Source organism: Pseudomonas sp. Marseille-Q8238 (assembly GCF_965111915.1).
In genome coordinates, this window is sequence record NZ_CBCOPI010000001.1 from 449,720 (window position 1) to 465,696 (window position 15,977).

The 15,977-nt window shown below is 62.2% G+C and carries 13 protein-coding genes and 1 tRNA gene; 8 read left to right on the forward strand and 6 right to left on the reverse strand.

The window, feature by feature from the left end; genetic code table 11:
* Window positions 1-35: 35 nt before the first annotated feature.
* From ACWPW0_RS01955 to ACWPW0_RS01965, 3 genes are all read right to left on the reverse strand, one after another.
* Window positions 36-788 (reverse strand): ABC transporter substrate-binding protein, encoded by a 753-nt coding sequence (locus tag ACWPW0_RS01955; protein WP_447588462.1) that lies wholly within the window; start codon window positions 786-788, stop codon window positions 36-38.
* A 14-nt stretch (window positions 789-802) separates the two neighbouring features.
* On the reverse strand, window positions 803-1,576 hold the full coding sequence (locus ACWPW0_RS01960) for an ABC transporter ATP-binding protein (protein WP_447588464.1): 774 nt from the start codon (window positions 1,574-1,576) through the stop codon (window positions 803-805).
* A 307-nt stretch (window positions 1,577-1,883) separates the two neighbouring features.
* On the reverse strand, window positions 1,884-4,391 hold the full coding sequence (locus ACWPW0_RS01965) for an ATP-binding protein (RefSeq protein ID WP_454254279.1): 2,508 nt from the start codon (window positions 4,389-4,391) through the stop codon (window positions 1,884-1,886).
* Between the two features lie 321 nt (window positions 4,392-4,712).
* On the opposite strand from ACWPW0_RS01965, the gene ACWPW0_RS01970 reads away from it, so the two are divergent.
* The 8 genes from ACWPW0_RS01970 to arsH all read left to right on the forward strand — a co-directional run bounded on the left by ACWPW0_RS01970 (window position 4,713) and on the right by arsH (window position 13,771).
* Complete coding sequence (locus ACWPW0_RS01970; RefSeq protein WP_454254280.1) at window positions 4,713-8,192, forward strand: response regulator; 3,480 nt, start codon at window positions 4,713-4,715, stop codon at window positions 8,190-8,192.
* Window position 8,193: 1 nt separating this feature from the next.
* Window positions 8,194-9,012 carry a CheR family methyltransferase gene (locus tag ACWPW0_RS01975; RefSeq protein WP_447588470.1) on the forward strand — a complete coding sequence of 273 codons (819 nt, stop codon included), beginning with the start codon at window positions 8,194-8,196 and terminating at the stop codon, window positions 9,010-9,012.
* Complete coding sequence (locus tag ACWPW0_RS01980; RefSeq protein WP_454254281.1) at window positions 9,009-9,593, forward strand: chemotaxis protein CheB; 585 nt, start codon at window positions 9,009-9,011, stop codon at window positions 9,591-9,593. The genes ACWPW0_RS01975 and ACWPW0_RS01980 overlap by 4 nt, the downstream gene beginning before the upstream one ends.
* On the forward strand, window positions 9,583-10,773 hold the full coding sequence (locus ACWPW0_RS01985; protein WP_454254282.1) for a hybrid sensor histidine kinase/response regulator: 1,191 nt from the start codon (window positions 9,583-9,585) through the stop codon (window positions 10,771-10,773). The genes ACWPW0_RS01980 and ACWPW0_RS01985 overlap by 11 nt, the downstream gene beginning before the upstream one ends.
* A 136-nt stretch (window positions 10,774-10,909) precedes the next feature.
* Entirely contained in the window at window positions 10,910-11,266 is a 357-nt protein-coding gene (locus ACWPW0_RS01990; RefSeq protein WP_454254283.1) for a metalloregulator ArsR/SmtB family transcription factor, read from the forward strand.
* A 12-nt stretch (window positions 11,267-11,278) separates the two neighbouring features.
* Window positions 11,279-12,562, forward strand: a complete 1,284-nt coding sequence (locus tag ACWPW0_RS01995; protein WP_454254284.1) for an arsenic transporter — start codon at window positions 11,279-11,281, stop codon at window positions 12,560-12,562.
* Between the two features lie 25 nt (window positions 12,563-12,587).
* Window positions 12,588-13,058, forward strand: a complete 471-nt coding sequence (locus ACWPW0_RS02000) for an arsenate reductase ArsC (protein WP_454254285.1) — start codon at window positions 12,588-12,590, stop codon at window positions 13,056-13,058.
* Between the two features lie 14 nt (window positions 13,059-13,072).
* Complete coding sequence (arsH, locus tag ACWPW0_RS02005) at window positions 13,073-13,771, forward strand: arsenical resistance protein ArsH (RefSeq protein WP_454254286.1); 699 nt, start codon at window positions 13,073-13,075, stop codon at window positions 13,769-13,771.
* A gap of 133 nt (window positions 13,772-13,904) precedes the next feature.
* On the opposite strand, the gene ACWPW0_RS02010 is transcribed toward arsH, so the two are convergent.
* The 3 genes from ACWPW0_RS02010 to ACWPW0_RS02020 all read right to left on the reverse strand — a co-directional run bounded on the left by ACWPW0_RS02010 (window position 13,905) and on the right by ACWPW0_RS02020 (window position 15,977).
* A tRNA-Phe gene (locus ACWPW0_RS02010) sits at window positions 13,905-13,980 on the reverse strand.
* Window positions 13,981-14,145: 165 nt separating this feature from the next.
* Complete coding sequence (locus tag ACWPW0_RS02015; RefSeq protein WP_447588482.1) at window positions 14,146-15,090, reverse strand: branched-chain amino acid ABC transporter permease; 945 nt, start codon at window positions 15,088-15,090, stop codon at window positions 14,146-14,148.
* Between the two features lie 17 nt (window positions 15,091-15,107).
* Window positions 15,108-15,977, reverse strand: coding sequence for a branched-chain amino acid ABC transporter permease (locus ACWPW0_RS02020; protein ID WP_447588484.1), 870 nt, complete (start codon window positions 15,975-15,977; stop codon window positions 15,108-15,110).

A 15,977-nucleotide genomic window follows, 5' to 3' on the forward strand; every position in this document is an offset into this window, starting at 1 on the left:
GAGGAGCGCCACCCGGATGGGTGGCGCAGGGAGGATCAATAGATGCTGAACGGGAAGTACTTGTCGTTGATCTGCTTGTAGGTGCCGTCTTCGACGATCCCTTTCAGGGCAGCGTTCAGCTTCTCGCGCAGGGGGTCGCCCTTGCGCACGGCAATGCCGATCTTGTCGTTGTCGAAGACGGGCTCGCCTTTGAACTCGAAGTCCTTGCCGGCGTCGCTCTTCAGCCATTCCCAGTTGACGAACTTGTCAGCCAGCACGCCATCGACACGACCGGAGGAGAGGTCGAGGTAGGCATTTTCCTGGGTGTCATACAGCTTGATCTGGACCACGCCGTCCAGGTTGTCTTCCAGCCAGGTGCCGGCGATGGTGGAGCGCTGAGCGCCGATGACCTTGCCTTTCAGGCTGGCCTTGTCGGTCTTGAAGTCGTTGCTCTTCTGGGCGATGAACTGCAGTTTGTTGGTGTAGTACGGTTCGGTGAAGTCGACGGTCTTCTTGCGGTCATCGGTGATCGACATGGAGGCGGCGAGGAAGTCGAACTTCTTCGCGTTCAGGGCCGGGATGATGCCGTCCCAGTCGGAAGTCACCACGTCACACTCGACGGCCATCTTTGCGCACAAGGCCTTGGCGATCTCGACGTCGAAGCCGCCGACCTGGCCGCTGGCGTCGATCAGGTTGAAGGGTGGGTAGGCACCTTCGGTACCGATTTTCAGTTTGTCCGCGGCCACTGCACTGGTGCCGAAAGCCAGGGTGGCGACGGCGGCCAGCAGGATCTTCTTATAGTTCTGCATGCGTTGTTGCTCCGTTAATGATTGCTGGACATGAATTGTTTACAGCGCGCCGACAGGGGCGAGTCGAATACTTGCTCCGGCGAACCCTGTTCCTCCACCAGGCCCTGGTGCAGGAACACCACTTCACTGGACACCTGACGGGCGAAGCCCATCTCATGGGTGACCAGCAGCATGGTACGGCCTTCTTCGGCGAGCGCACGGATGACGTTAAGCACTTCTTGTACCATTTCTGGATCGAGCGCCGAGGTGGGCTCATCGAACAGAATGACTTTAGGCTGCATGGCCAGCGTCCGCGCGATGGCGGCACGTTGTTGCTGACCACCGGACAATTGATTGGGGTAGGCGTGGCGCTTGTCGGCGATGCCGACCTTGGCCAGCAGGGCTTCGGCTACTTCGATGGCTTCGGCCTTGCTCTGGCCGAGCACGCGACGCGGGGCCTCGATGATGTTGTCGAGCACGCTCATGTGCGGCCACAGGTTGAAGCTCTGGAAGACGAAGCCGATCTGGCTGCGCAGGCGGTTGATCTGCCGGCTGTCGGCGGCGATCAGGTCGCCATTGCTGCCAGGCTTGAGCTTGAGCTCTTCACCGGCGACGAGGATCTGCCCCTGGTGCGGATTCTCCAGCAGGTTGATGCAGCGCAGGAAGGTCGATTTGCCCGAACCGGACGAGCCGAGAATGGAAATCACGTCGCCGTCACGCGCGGTCAGCGAGATACCTTTGAGCACATCAAGGTCGCCGTAGCGTTTGTGCAGGTTGCGGATTTCCAGCGCAGGCGTGGCCTCGGCCATGTGTGTTCCTCTTGGGTTCGGAGTGCGCTCCGGCTGCAGTCCGCCATCTTCGCGTGGTGCCAACCTAGCATAGCGTCAGCAGGGGCGCCAAGCTGACAGAAGGCCCGGTGTGGCTAAGGGCCAGGCGTGTGTCGCATCGTCGCAGGCGTTTGTCGCGCGTATACAAGAATGCCGGTTTTGCGGCACCCGGATCGAACAAAGCGGCGCACCCTACGCATTTTTCGAGTGCAATTCCAGCCCCAGGAGCGTGCGAAGTGCACTGGGGCTGGCGCAAGCGCAGGTCAATCGGGGTGCGGGCGACCAGGGTTCAGCCGGTACGCGCGCCGAGCATGCTCGATACCTTGTTGCGCAGGTCGTCGAGGGAGAATGGTTTGGCGATCACGTCCATGTGCGTGGCCAGGTCGCTGCCATCGATATTGACGATTTCCGCATAACCCGTGGCGAACAGGACGCGCAGGTCCGGGCGCAGGCGGCGTGCCTCGGTCGCCAATTGCTGGCCGTTCATGCCCGGCAGGCCGACATCGGTCATCAGTAGGTCGATCACCGTGTCGCTATTGAGAATGTCCAGCGCCTCGGTGGCATCGGCTGCCTGCCGCACCTCGTAGCCAAACTCTTCCAATACCTCGACGGTGAGCATACGCACCACTTCGGCATCTTCGACCACCAGCACGCAATCCTTGTGCACGTTGATAGGCAGCTCCTTTGCGACGGGTACTTCTTCTTCCTGCTTGGCTTCTATCTCGCCACGCTGAGGGAAGTATAGGTTGACACTGGTACCTTGGCCTTCTTCGCTATGCAGGCGGATTTGCCCGCCTATCTGCTTGAGGAAACCATAGACCATGGACAACCCGAGGCCGCTGCCCTGGCCCAGTGGTTTGGTGGTGAAGAACGGTTCGAAGGCATGCGCGAGAACGGCTGCGGGAATGCCGCACCCGCTGTCGCTGACCTGCAGCAAGACATAGTTGCCGTTGGGCAGGTCGGTACTGCCGTCAGCCGCGGTGATCGCCCGCGTGGTGATGTGCAACTGGCCGCCGTGGGGCATGGCATCGCGGGCGTTGTCGATCAGGTGGCGCAGCACTTTGCGCAATTGTTCGGCGTCGCTGATGGTGCTGGCCCGGCCGGCTTCGAGAATGAATTTGACGTGCACGTTAGGCCCGGCAAGTTCGTGCACCTGGTCCTGCAGTTCGAGGATCAGCGGGTCGAGCTGCAGCGGCTGCATGTCCAGTGCCTGGCGACGAGCGAAGAACAACAGGTTGTGAGTCATCGCGGCGCCACGCTGTGCTGATTCGGCAGCGGCCTGGATGAAGCGGCCGACCTCGCTGCGCGACGGTTCGGGTAAACGGCGTTGGATCAGATCGAGGCTGACCTGGATCCCGGACAGCAGGTTGTTGAAGTCATGGGCCAGGCCGCCGGTCAGTTGTCCCACAGCCTCCATGCGCTGGGCATTGCGCAACGCCTCTTCGGTGCGCGCCAGGGCGTCGGCGGTGCGCTTCTCTTCAGTGATGTCGCGCCCGGCGGCATAGAGCAGGTTCTGTTCAGGGGTGGCACTCCAGGAAATCCAGCGGTAGGTACCGTCGCGGTGACGCAGGCGGTTCTCGAAGCGCCAGACGCGGTGGCCCTCGGCCAGTGACTGGCGGATCTGGTCGGTTTTGGCGAAGTCGTCGGGGTGCTCCAGCCAGTGCGTGGTCTTGCCCAGCAGTTCTTCCTCGCTCCAGCCAAGGATTTCGCTCCAGGCTGGGTTCAGGCTGATGAGTACGCCGGTGATGTCGAGCACGCAAAGCATGTCCAGGGACAGTGACCAGATGCGGTCCCGCTCGCGCGTGCGCAGCTCGATCCGGCGCGCCATCTCGGTGGTCTGGCGGGCTTCTTCGCCCTGATTGATGACCTGCTGGATGCCGCGCGCAATGGTGCTGGCCAGGTTGTCGAGAAAACGTCGATAAGGCGTGTCGAGCTGGCGCCGCGGGCTGATGCCGCAGACCAGAAAGCCGAGCACGGGGGCGAGGTCGGTGTCACCGAACAGCGGCAGCACACAGGCCGTGTGCACCGGCTCGGGCCAGGGCGGCAGGATCAATGCGCTGCTGTCGTCCAGGCGGCATTCCACTTGCTCGCGCGTACGGACCGCCTGGGCCAGCGGCCAGAGTGAGGTTTCATCGTGCTGGCTCAGTTGCAGCGGCGCCAGCGCACTGCCCATCGTTATGCCATGGCTGGCCTGGAGATAGGCATCGCCGCTATCAGGCGCGGTGAGGTAGATCGCATGGAAGGGCACATCCGCGGGTGCCTGGGCCAGGATCTCGCACGCCTGGACGCACGCATCTTCCGCGCTATCGGCCTGCGCGATGGCTTCGCGAACGCCGCCGAACAGCGCGCCGCGGCGCGCCTCGATGAACTGTTGAGTGGTTTCCGTAACGGTATTGAACAATCCGACCGGGTGGCCATCGAAGCCAAATATCGGACTGACGTTGTAGCTGAAATAGCACTCTTCGGTATAGCCAGAGCGTTGCAGGGGCATGAGCCCATCTTCGACCTGCATGGCGATCCCGTCGCGCATGACACCGTTGAGCTGGAGAGAGAGCACCGGCCAGACTTCTGCCCAGGCCTCATGAGCCGGGCGGCCCAGGACTCTGGGGTGCTTGTCGCCGGGAATGGCGCTCCAGGCGTCGTTGTACAGCAGGGTAAAGTCCTTGCCCCAATAGATGCATACCGGAAAGCGTGAATTGAGACCGACGCCGAGCACGGTTTTCAGGGACAACGGCCAGGTATCGATCGGCCCCAGGCTGGTCTTGCTCCAGTCGTGGGCGCGAATCAGGGGCTCCATGTGCCCCTCACTGGTGAGAAAGTCGCGCTCGCTAGTCCCGCCAGTTGAGGCTGTTGGGTGATCTTGGCGCGTGGGCATCACACATGTCCTTAAATGGAATCCGAATACAGCTATCGGCTGCATGGAGTGGCAGCCCTTTAGAAGGGCTGGTTTGGAAAAGATTCCAACCGCTGTGCAGCAAGCGAAACACAAGGAGCGGCGTGCTGTCGACACGTCGCCCGCGCTGCGTGATTGGTAATTACCGGTTCCCGCATTACCATGCGGGAACCTCGATTTTTCCCAGGGGCTCTTTGCTTCTGGGCAGCCAGGAAAGGACACCGGATGAACAGCCGTGCCGCCATCGATGAAAAGAACTTCCGCCGCATTCTCGCACGCAACGTGGGCCTGCCCCTGGGCGTTGGCGTGCTGGGGGCCTTGCTGTTCGTCGGCCTCATCAGCTACCTGCTCTATGTGCTCAGTTGGGTGGAGCACACCGACCGGGTCCTGACCAATGCCAATGAGAGCCTACGCCTGACCATCGACCAGGAGACCGGCTTTCGTGGTTATCTGATCAGCGGTGATCCCACCTTTCTCGAACCCTACGAGCGTGCCAGGCCGCGTATCGGTGCCGAGCTGCAGCGGTTGCGCGAGCTGGTGGCCGATAACCCGCCGCAAATCGACCGGATAACCCATGTCCAGGCGCTGGAGGATGAGTGGACGCGCTTCGCTCAGGAGATGATCGAGCTGCGTCAGCAGTCTGGCGTCATCGACGACAGTGTGCGTGAGGGCCGTGGCCGGCAATTGATGGACGCCATCCGGGAGCAGTTCGAGGCTTTCATGAACGTCGAGCGCCAGTTGCGCCAGCAGCGTAACGACACGGCGAGCAACACGGCGATCCTGACCATCGTCCTCTATCTGCTGTTCAGCGTGGCGTTCAGTGGCTTCCTGGCCTACTTCGGCCGTCGCGAGATTCTCGGGCTTTCGGACAGCTACAGCGCCTCGCTGCTGCAGCAGATGACCTACAACGAACAGTTGCAGCAGCAGGCCTGGTTGCGCGACGGGCAGAGCCGCCTCGCCGAGCGGCTGATCGGCCAGCAGGCTTTGCCGCAACTGGGGCGCAGCATGCTCGAGTTTCTTGCGGGTTACCTGGGGGTGATGGTTGGCGCGCTGTATGTGCGCGAAAGCCATGGCGGTTTGCGGCGAGTGGCCTCCTATGGTTTTTCCCGCGAGCAGGAGACGGCGGATCAGTCGTTCTATAGTGCCGAAGGGCTGGTCGGCCAGGTCGCTGCGGATAAACGCCTGCTGATCCTGGACAGCATGCCTGACGATTACCTCAAGGTCAGTTCCGGGTTGGGCACGGGTAACCCGGTCTCGGTGATTCTGGCGCCGACCACGGACGAAGGGGACGTCAATGGCGTCATCGAACTGGGCTTCGTGCGTCCGCTGGATGGCCGTGATCGGGCCTTCGTCGAACTGATCATCGCTAACCTGGGCACCGCCATCGAGGCGTCGCGCTACCGCCATCGCCTGCAGGAAGTGCTGGCCGAAACCCAGCAGCTCAACGAAGAACTGCAGGTGCAGCAGGAAGAGCTGAAAACCGCCAACGAGGAACTGGAAGAGCAGTCCCGCGTGCTGCGTGAGTCGCAGGCACACCTGGAAACCCAGCAGGCCGAACTGGAGCAGACCAACGAGCGCCTGGCCGAACAGACCCAGGAACTGTCCGCCCAGCGTGATGCCCTGGATGACCGCAACACAGCGTTGAACCAAGCGCGCCTGGACCTGGAGGCGCGCGCCGAGGATCTGCAGCGGGCCAGTCGCTACAAGTCCGAATTCCTCGCCAACATGTCGCATGAATTGCGCACGCCGCTGAACAGCTCGCTGATTCTGGCCAAGCTCCTGGCCGACAACCAGAAGGGCAACCTCGACAGCGAGCAGGTGACCTTCGCCGAGTCGATCTATTCCGCCGGCAATGACCTGCTCAACCTGATCAACGACATCCTCGATATCTCCAAGGTCGAGGCCGGCAAGCTCGATGTGCGTCCGGAAAACTCCAGCCTGCACCGGCTGGTCGATGGCCTGAAGGGCGTGTTCCAGCCGCTGGCCACGGAGAAGAGTCTGAACTTCCAGGTGGATGTCGACGAAGACGTGCCGGCGGTGCTGTACACCGACCGCCAGCGGGTCGAACAGATTCTCAAGAACCTGCTGTCCAATGCCATCAAGTTCACCGAGCGCGGCTCGGTCGGGTTGCGGGTCAGCCGCGCACAGGGCGGCGTGGCATTCACCGTGCGCGATACTGGCATCGGTATTCGTGCCGACCAGCAGGACAGCATTTTCGAGGCCTTCCGTCAGGCCGACGGCACCACCAACCGGCGCTTCGGTGGCACCGGCCTGGGGCTGTCCATCTCGCGTGATCTGGCCGAGCTGCTCGGCGGTACGATCTCGGTCACCAGCGTGCCGGAGCGGGGCAGCCAGTTCACCCTGCTGCTACCGGAAAGCTATGGCCAGGACACCCAGCCTGTCGCCAATGCACCGGCTGCCGATATGCAGCCGGCACCTGTTGCCGTCGAGCCGGAGCCCCTGCCCAGCGCGCCGGTCATCCCCAGCTTTGCCGATGATCGTGCGCTGGCGAGCTCCAAGGCTCGCAGCGTGCTGGTCATCGAGGATGAGCCCAAGTTCGCGCAGATTCTCTACGACCTCGCCCATGAGCTGAGCTATCGCTGCCTGGTTGCCCATGGCGCCGATGAGGGCTTGCAACTGGCGCGCACCCTGGCGCCGGATGCGATTCTGCTGGATATGCGCCTGCCCGATGGTTCCGGCCTGGCGGTGCTGCAACGACTGAAAAGCGACCCGCATACCCGGCATATTCCGGTGCATGTGATTTCCGTGGACGACAAGGTCGAAACGGCGTTGCACCTGGGCGCCATCGGCTATGCGCTGAAACCGACCACCCGTGACGAACTCAAGGATGTGTTCGCCAAGCTGGAGGCCAAGTTCACCCAGAAGGTCAAACGCATCCTGCTGGTCGAGGACGATGCCCGTCAGCGCGACAGCATCGCGCGGCTTATCGGCGATGACGACATCGAGATCACCGCCGTGGAGTTTGGTGGACAGGCGCTGGAACTGCTGCGCACCACGGTATTCGATTGCATGATCATCGACCTCAAGTTGCCCGACATGCAGGGCAATGACCTGCTCAAGCGCATGGGCCGCGAAGACATCTGCTCCTTCCCGCCGGTGATCGTCTACACCGGGCGCAACCTGACGCGCGATGAAGAGGCCGAGCTGATGAAGTACTCGCGCTCGATCATCATCAAGGGCGCGCGCTCGCCTGAGCGCCTGCTCGATGAGGTGACGCTGTTCCTGCACAAGGTCGAGTCGAGCCTGTCCAGCGAGCGGCAGAGCATGCTCAAGACTGCCCGCAGCCGCGACAAGGTTCTCGAGGAGCGGCGCATCCTGCTGGTCGACGATGACGTACGCAACATCTTCGCCCTGACCAGTGCGCTGGAGCAGAAGGGTGCCAAGGTGGAGATCGCCCGCAACGGCTTCGAGGCCATCGACAAGCTCAACGCCGTGCCGGATATCGACCTGGTGCTGATGGACGTGATGATGCCGGAAATGGATGGCTACGAAGCCACCCGCCTGATCCGCCAGGACCCGCGCTGGACCAAGCTGCCGATCATCGCCGTGACCGCCAAGGCGATGAAGGATGACCAGGAACTGTGCATGCGCGCCGGTGCCAACGACTATATGGCCAAACCCATCGACCTGGATCGTCTGTTCTCGCTGATCCGCGTCTGGCTGCCGAAGCTGGAGCGCATCTGATATGCCCGAGCGCACCCTGGATATCGAGCTGCGCCTGCTGATCGAGGCGATCTACCTGAAGTACAGCTACGACTTCCGCGACTACTCCGGCTCCTCGCTCAAGCGCCGCGTGGTGCATGCGGTGCGCCAGTTCAATTGCGCCACCGTGACGGCCCTGCAGGAGCGGATCATCCACGATCCCCATGCGTTTCATGAGCTGTTGCAGTACCTCACCATCCCGGTCAGCGAGATGTTTCGTGACCCGGGTTACTTCCTCGCCCTGCGCCAGGAAGTGATACCGATCTTGCGCACCTACCCGTCGCTGAAGATCTGGATCGCCGGCTGCAGCACGGGCGAGGAAGTGCACTCGATGGCCATCCTGCTGCACGAAGAAGGGCTGCTCGAACGCACGCTGATCTACGCCACCGACATCAACCCGCACTCGCTGGAAAAGGCGCGCAAGGGCATCTTCCCCATCGACAACATGCGCCAGTACAGCGAGAACTATCAGCTTGCCGGTGGCCATGGTTCGCTGGCCGATTACTACACGGCGGCCTACGACGGCGCCCTGTTCGACAAGATGCTGCGCAAGAACGTGACCTTCTCCGACCACAGCCTGGCCACTGACAGCGTGTTCTCCGAGACGCACCTGATCTCTTGCCGCAACGTGCTGATCTATTTCAACAAGCAGCTGCAGAACCGTGCTTTCGGCCTGTTCCATGAGTCCTTGTGCCACCGGGGTTTCCTCGGCCTGGGCAGCAAGGAGAGCCTGGACTTCTCCGACTACGCCAAGCGCTTCGAGCCGGTGAACCGGCAGCAGCGGGTATTCCGCAAGCTATGAGGTCACCCGTTCGCGATATCGTCGTCATCGGTGCCTCGGCCGGTGGTGTGGAGGCGCTGCTTGGCCTGTTCGACGGTCTGTCGGCGGACTCCCGGTTGACCCTGGTCAGCGTCCTGCACCTGCCGGAGAACCGCCCCAGCCTGCTCGCCGACCTGTTCGCGCGGCGCCTCAAGCTGCGCGTCAAGGAGGCCGAGGACAAGGAAGACCTGTGCCCCGGCACTTTGTATTTCGCCGGTGCGGGCTATCACCTCTCGATCGAGCGCGACCACAGCTTTTCCCTGAGTCGCGAAGCCCCCCGGCACTTTTCCCGGCCGTCGATCGATTTTCTGTTCGAGTCGGCGGCGGATGTTTACCGCGAGCGCCTGGTCGGCATCCTGCTGACCGGTGCCAACGAGGATGGCGCCGCCGGGCTGGCCAAGATCCAGCGCCTGGGCGGCTTGAGCATCGTGCAGAACCCCGCCGAGGCGCAGATCCCCACCATGCCCGAGGCAGCCCTGGCGCTGCACACCCCGGACCATATTCTTTCCTTGCGCGAGATTGGCGCGCTCCTTTGCCGAATGGACACCCGTCATGCTGAGTAAACAAGGAAGCAAATTGCTGATCGTCGATGACCTGCCAGAGAACCTGCTGGCACTGGAAGCGCTGATCAAGGAAGAAGGGCGGGAGGTGTACAAGGCACATTCCGCCGACGAGGCGCTGGCGTTGCTGCTGGAGCACGAATTCGCCCTGGCCATTCTCGACGTGCAGATGCCGGGCATGAATGGCTTTCAACTGGCCGAGCTGATGCGCGGCACGGAGAAGACCAAAAACATTCCCATCGTCTTCGTCAGTGCGGCCGGGCGCGAGCTGAACTATGCCTTCACCGGCTACGAAAGCGGTGCGGTGGATTTTCTCTACAAGCCACTGGATATCCACGCGGTGCGCAGCAAGGTGGCGGTCTTCGTCGACCTGTACCGGCAGCGCAAGGTCATGTCCCGCCAGCTTGAAGCGTTGCAACGCAGCCGCGAAGAACAGGATGCGCTGCTCGGTGAGCTACGGGTCACCCAGGACGAGTTGCGGCGTGCGGTGCGCATGCGTGACGACTTCATGTCCATCGTTTCCCACGAGCTGCGCACGCCGCTCAACGGCCTGATCCTCGATACCCAACTGCGCAAGCTGCACCTGGCCAAAGGCAATCTCGCCGCCTTCAGCGAAGATAAGCTGCGCGCCATGCTTGAGCGTGATGAGCGGCAGATCCACCGGCTGATCCGCCTGATCGACGACATGCTCGACGTATCCCGTATCCGCACCGGCAAGCTCTCCATTCGCTCGGTTCGCTTCGATCTGGTGCAACTGGTGCGCACCATCGTCGAGAACTTCTCCGCGCAAATGCACAGCGCCGGCTGCACGTTGTCGATCCAGGCAGAAGGTGAGTTGCAGGGGGTGTGGGACGAGTTTCGCCTCGAACAGGTCGTCAACAACCTGCTCAGTAACGCTCTGCGTTACGGGCCCGGTCAGCCGGTGGATATCCGCGTGCACCAGCACGGCGATATGGCGCGCATTGAAGTGCGCGATCACGGTGTGGGCATTTCAGCCGAGGACCAGCAACGCATCTTCCAGCAGTTCGAGCGCGGCGAGGGCTCCGGTGCGGTTGCCGGCCTTGGCCTCGGCCTGTTCATCTCCGAGCAGATCGTCCAGGCCCATGGTGGTCGGCTGGAGGTGACGAGCGTGCTGGGCGAGGGCTCGACCTTCAGCGTCTACCTGCCGTTGGAGCTGGAATAACCCGCCCCTGAAAGCGCTCCCTCTGGGGTTTGCAGGTCGCGCCTCCGGGCGAATGCGATAGGCGGAGTTGAAAGATTATTTGCCAATACATATGGAAATCCATATATTCGGATTTCCATATGTATTGGTGTCGCCCATGTCTACCGCTCTGACTCCTCCCGTGCTCTTCAAATGCCTTTCGGATGAAACGCGCATGCGTGCGGCACTATTGATTACCCAGGAGGGTGAGCTTTGCGTGTGCGAGTTGGTGCATGCGCTGGACGACAGCCAACCGAAGATTTCCAGGCATCTCGCCCAGCTTCGTGCCTGCGGCCTGCTTCTGGATCGGCGCCAGGGGCAGTGGGTCTACTACCGACTCAACCCGGCACTAGCAGGCTGGGTTCATGCCGTTCTCCAGACCACGCTGGAGGCGAATCAGGATTGGTTGCGCCAGGATGTAACCCGGCTCGAGCAGATGGGCGACCGCCCCATCCGTGCGGCGGCGTGCTGTTAATCCGGAGCCATCATGCTGATTGCCGTCGCGATTTTCTTGCTCACCATCACCCTGATCATCTGGCAACCCAGAGGGCTTGGTGTTGGCTGGAGCGCCGCGTTGGGTGCGGTGCTAGCGTTACTGGCCGGTGTGGTGAGCGTTGGTGACATCCCTACGGTATGGGCCATCGTCTGGAATGCGACTGCCACCTTTATCGCGGTCATCATCATCAGCCTGTTGCTGGATGAGGCCGGCTTCTTCGAGTGGGCCGCGCTGCATGTCGCCCGCTGGTCCGGTGGACGGGGCGGTCGGCTGTTCGCCTTTACCGTGCTGCTCGGAGCTGCGGTGTCGGCCGTGTTTGCCAACGATGGTGCGGCGCTGATCCTGACGCCCATCGTGGTGTCGATGCTGGTCGCGCTGCGTTTCTCGGCGGCGTCGACCCTGGCTTTCGTCATGGCGGCAGGTTTTATCGCGGATACCGCTAGCCTGCCCCTGGTCGTGTCCAATCTGGTGAACATCGTCTCGGCGGATTATTTCGGCCTCGGTTTCAACACATACGCGGCAGTCATGGTCCCGGTCAATCTGGTCAGTATTGCCGCGACCCTGGCGGTCTTGTGGCTGTTCTTTCGCCGGGACATTCCTGCTGTCTATGACGTGGCGTTGGTGAAGGAGCCTCGCCTGGCCATCCGTGATTGTGCCGTCTTCCGGGTTGGCTGGATCACCCTGGCTGCGCTCGTGCTGGGCTTGTTCGTGCTTGAGCCATTGGGCGTTCCGGTCAGTGCTGTTGCTGCCGCCTGCGCTCTGGTTCTGTTTGCTGTCGCCGCGTGTGGTCAGGTCATTTCCACGCGCAGGGTGCTGCGTGATGCGCCCTGGCACGTGGTGATCTTCTCGTTGGGCATGTACATGGTGGTCTACGGGCTGAAGAACGCCGGCCTGACGGGGTACCTGACCAGTGCCTTCAATTACCTGGCCGGCTACGGCGTATGGGGTGCGGCGCTGGGCACGGGCGTGCTGACGGCGCTGTTGTCATCGGTGATGAACAACATGCCCACCGTCTTGCTGGGGGCTCTCTCGATTGAGGCGTCTGCGGCGACTGGCGTCGTCCGCGAGGCGATGGTTTACGCCAACATCATCGGCTGCGACCTGGGGCCGAAGATCACGCCAATCGGCAGTCTGGCCACGCTGCTCTGGTTGCACGTGCTCGCTCGCAAGGGCATCCGTGTGACCTGGGGTTACTACTTCAAGGTAGGTAGTGTCCTGACACTGCCGGTTCTGCTCATCACACTCTCTGCCCTCGCCATTCGCCTGGGCTTCTGACGCCAGCAGGCGTGGAGGAAAATCTGTGAACGTGCTGTTCATGTGTACCGCCAATAGCTGCCGCAGCATCCTTTCGGAGGCCATGTTCAACCACCTGGCGCCGCACGGGTATCGAGCCGTGAGTGCTGGTAGCTTTCCCAGTGGTCGCGTTCTGCCGCGCACGCTGGTCACGCTCCGCGAGGCGGGTATCGTGACCGAGGGACTGAGCAGCAAGGGCAATGAGGCGTTCGAGGGTAATCCACCGGACATCGTTATCACGGTTTGCGACAAGGCAGCGGGGGAGGCCTGTCCAGTCTATTTCGGCCCCGCGCTGAAGGCGCATTGGGGGTTGGCGGACCCTTCCGATGCGTCGGGAAGCGACGCAGAAATCTCAGCAGCCTTTCATTCCACGCTCGCGCTTATCGAGGCGCGTTGCCGTGCCTTTCTAGGCCTGCCTTTCGAGCGGCTGAGCCGAGATGAGTTGAAACGTGAACTCGACCGAATCGGCACCCTTTGACCCCGGAGAGAACCATGGCCCCTCAACTTCCCAACCTGAATGCAGCATTGCTTGACGCCGCCAACGACGGCGAGGCGGGCGCTATCGACAAACCCCGCATCCTTCTGTTGTACGGCTCTACCCGGCCTCGTTCATTCAGTCGGCTCATGGTCGAGGAGGCGGCTCGTCTGTTGGAGCACCTCGGGGCCGAGACGCGCATCTTCGATCCGTCCGGGCTGCCATTGCCCGATGATGCCCCCGTCGAACATCCCAGGGTTCAGGCATTACTGGAGCTGATGCAATGGTCGGAAGGGCAGGTCTGGTGCTCTCCCGAGCGGCATGGCGCCATGTCTGCGGTGTTCAAGGCGCAGATCGACTGGGTGCCATTGGCCATCGGTGCCGTGAGGCCGACCCAGGGAAAAACCCTGGCGGTGATGCAGGTGTGTGGGGGCTCGCAGTCATTCAACGTGGTCAATCAGCTGCGCGTGCTCGGGCGCTGGATGCGCATGTTCACCATCCCTAACCAGTCGTCCGTGCCCAAGGCGTATCTGGAGTTCGACGAGGACAACCGCATGAAGGCGTCGCCCTACTACGACCGGGTCGTCGATGTGATGGAGGAGTTGATGAAGCTTACCCGGTTGCTGCGCGAGCGCCCCGACCTCGTTGATCGCTACTCGGAACGCAAGGAGTCGGCAGACGACTTATCGTCTCGGGTTAATCAGCGCTCCATATAGGCAGCTTGAGCAAGCCGGCACTTGGCTCGCTGCGTGCCGGTCAGTGTGCGGCGGGATTATCGAATACTGAACGTGCTGACCCCAGAAACACAAAACCCCTGATTTCTCGCGAAATCAGGGGTTTATATATCAGTGGTGCCCAGAGACGGAATCGAACCGCCGACACGGGGATTTTCAATCCCCTGCTCTACCGACTGAGCTATCTGGGCAACGGGGCGCAATTAGACTGTTTTGCCCGTTTAGTGTCAAGCGTGATTTGGAAATTTTTTAAAGATAACGGGCGCTTAGCGCATTAGCGTGGGTGTTGGTCGGCGGCTTCTTATCCGGCCGAATAGAGAAGGGGGCCAGTGGCCCCCTGTGTATTTGCGTGTGGTTCAGCTGCTGCGCCAGCGACGGAAGCGCGATGGCAGGTCGACCAGGCCGTTGGGCAGCACCAGCAGGGTGACGATCACCGCGAGCCCGAGCAGGATCAGCCGGTATTGACCGTAGTCGCGCAGGTATTCGTTGCCCAGGGTGATGACGAAGGCGCCGATCAGTACCCCCGGGAAACGCCCCAGGCCGCCAACGCAGAGCATGACCATGACGATCAGGAAGAACTCGTTGCCGAGGATGTTCGGGGTGATCACGCCGACGTAGTTGGTGTACAGCGCACCGGCCAGTCCGGTGATGGCGGCCGACAGCATGAACACCAGCAGCTTGTAGCCGAACTCGTTCACGCCCAGGGACTTGGCTGGCACCTCGGCATCGCGCAGGACGATGAAGGCGCGGCCCCAGCGGCCCTTGAGCAGCACGAAGTAGATCAGCCAGACGCAGAACGCCATGATCCCCAGGGCCAGGAAGTACCAGGCGGTCTTGTCTGCCGTGACGAAGCTGTAGCCGGCGATTTCCAGTGGGGTGCCGCCCATCAGTCCGCCCGAGCCGCCGGTGCCGAAAGGCCGGCCCTGTTGCAGCAGAGTGGGGAACGCCAGGTGCACGGCGAAGGTGAACAGCGCCACGTATTCCCCGCGCAACCTCAGGCAGGGCAGGCCGATGAGCAGGCCGAACAGGGCGCAGATGATGACGCTGGAGGCCAGGGCCACCAGTGGGGTCAGCCCGGCCTGCATGGCGAGCATCTGCGAGGCGTAGCCGCCGACAGCGAAGAACACCAGTTGGCCGAAGTTGAGGATGCCGGCAAAGCCCATGAGCAGGTCCCATGAGGCCACGACCAGGCACCAGAGCATGGCCAGTATCAGGATGTGCAGCAGGTAGCTGCTGTCGATCAGCAGCCCCGCCACGGCCAGCGCGGCGATCCCGCCGATGAACAGGTTGATGGGACGCATAATTCCTCCAGTGGTTTTCATACTGCCCATACCCCGAACAGGCCTTTGGGCCGCACCATCAACACCAGCAGCAGGATCACCAGCCACACCGGCATGATCCAGGTCGCGCCGAACTGGTACACCACCAGCGACTCCACCACGCCGAGCAGGATCGCCGCGACCAGTGCACCACGGGTGCTCCCCAGCCCGCCGAACACGACGATGACGAAGGCCTTGAGAAACAGCGCCCAGCCGCCCTGGGGAGAAATCAGGGTGACCGGCGTCAGCAGCAGCGCAGCGATGCCGGCGAGTACGGTGGACAGGCCGAAGGCGTAGGCGAACACCCGGTTGACCTTGATGCCGACCATGCGCGCGCCTTCCATGTCCTGGGACACGGCGCGCATGGCCTGGCCCAGCGGTGCGTACTTGAGGAACAGTTCGAGGACGACGACGGTGACGGTGGCGATCAGCAGCACCGCCAGCTCCTGGTGGCCGATCATCACCTCACCGACTTCGAACATGCCGTCGAACAGCGGCGGAAGCTGCTTCTGCTCGGGGCCGAAGATCACCAGCATCAGGTTATCCAGCACCAGCGCCAGGCCGAGGGAGGCCATCATGGTCGCCATCTTCCAGTTCGGGTGGCTGCGCAGCGGGCGGATCATTGCGCTCTCCAGCACGAGACCGACCACGAACATGATGGGCAGCAGGCAAACCACGACGCCGAAGTAGCCCAGGCCCAGCGTGCTGCTCAGTACATACGCGATGTACGCGGCGAGCATGTAGAGGGACCCGTAGCCGAAGTTGAGCACCCGCGAGGTGCCGTAGACCAGCGACAGGCCGAGGGCGAACACAGCATAGATCGCGCCCGTGACCAACCCGGAAAACAGGATGTAAAGCATCGTCGACAT

Excerpts from the sequence above, each read along its gene's own strand:
- ACWPW0_RS01955 (WP_447588462.1), bottom strand. The coding sequence starts at position 788 with ATGCAGAACTATAAGAAGATCCTGCTGGCCGCCGTCGCCACCCTGGCT.
- ACWPW0_RS01960 (WP_447588464.1), bottom strand. The coding sequence starts at position 1,576 with ATGGCCGAGGCCACGCCTGCGCTGGAAATCCGCAACCTGCACAAACGC.
- ACWPW0_RS01965 (WP_454254279.1), bottom strand. The coding sequence starts at position 4,391 with ATGGAGCCCCTGATTCGCGCCCACGACTGGAGCAAGACCAGCCTGGGG.
- ACWPW0_RS01970 (WP_454254280.1), top strand. The coding sequence starts at position 4,713 with ATGAACAGCCGTGCCGCCATCGATGAAAAGAACTTCCGCCGCATTCTC.
- ACWPW0_RS01975 (WP_447588470.1), top strand. The coding sequence starts at position 8,194 with ATGCCCGAGCGCACCCTGGATATCGAGCTGCGCCTGCTGATCGAGGCG.
- ACWPW0_RS01980 (WP_454254281.1), top strand. The coding sequence starts at position 9,009 with ATGAGGTCACCCGTTCGCGATATCGTCGTCATCGGTGCCTCGGCCGGT.
- ACWPW0_RS01985 (WP_454254282.1), top strand. The coding sequence starts at position 9,583 with ATGCTGAGTAAACAAGGAAGCAAATTGCTGATCGTCGATGACCTGCCA.
- ACWPW0_RS01990 (WP_454254283.1), top strand. The coding sequence starts at position 10,910 with ATGTCTACCGCTCTGACTCCTCCCGTGCTCTTCAAATGCCTTTCGGAT.
- ACWPW0_RS01995 (WP_454254284.1), top strand. The coding sequence starts at position 11,279 with ATGCTGATTGCCGTCGCGATTTTCTTGCTCACCATCACCCTGATCATC.
- arsH (WP_454254286.1), top strand. The coding sequence starts at position 13,073 with ATGGCCCCTCAACTTCCCAACCTGAATGCAGCATTGCTTGACGCCGCC.
- ACWPW0_RS02015 (WP_447588482.1), bottom strand. The coding sequence starts at position 15,090 with ATGCGTCCCATCAACCTGTTCATCGGCGGGATCGCCGCGCTGGCCGTG.
- ACWPW0_RS02020 (WP_447588484.1), bottom strand. The coding sequence starts at position 15,977 with ATGTCGACGATGCTTTACATCCTGTTTTCCGGGTTGGTCACGGGCGCG.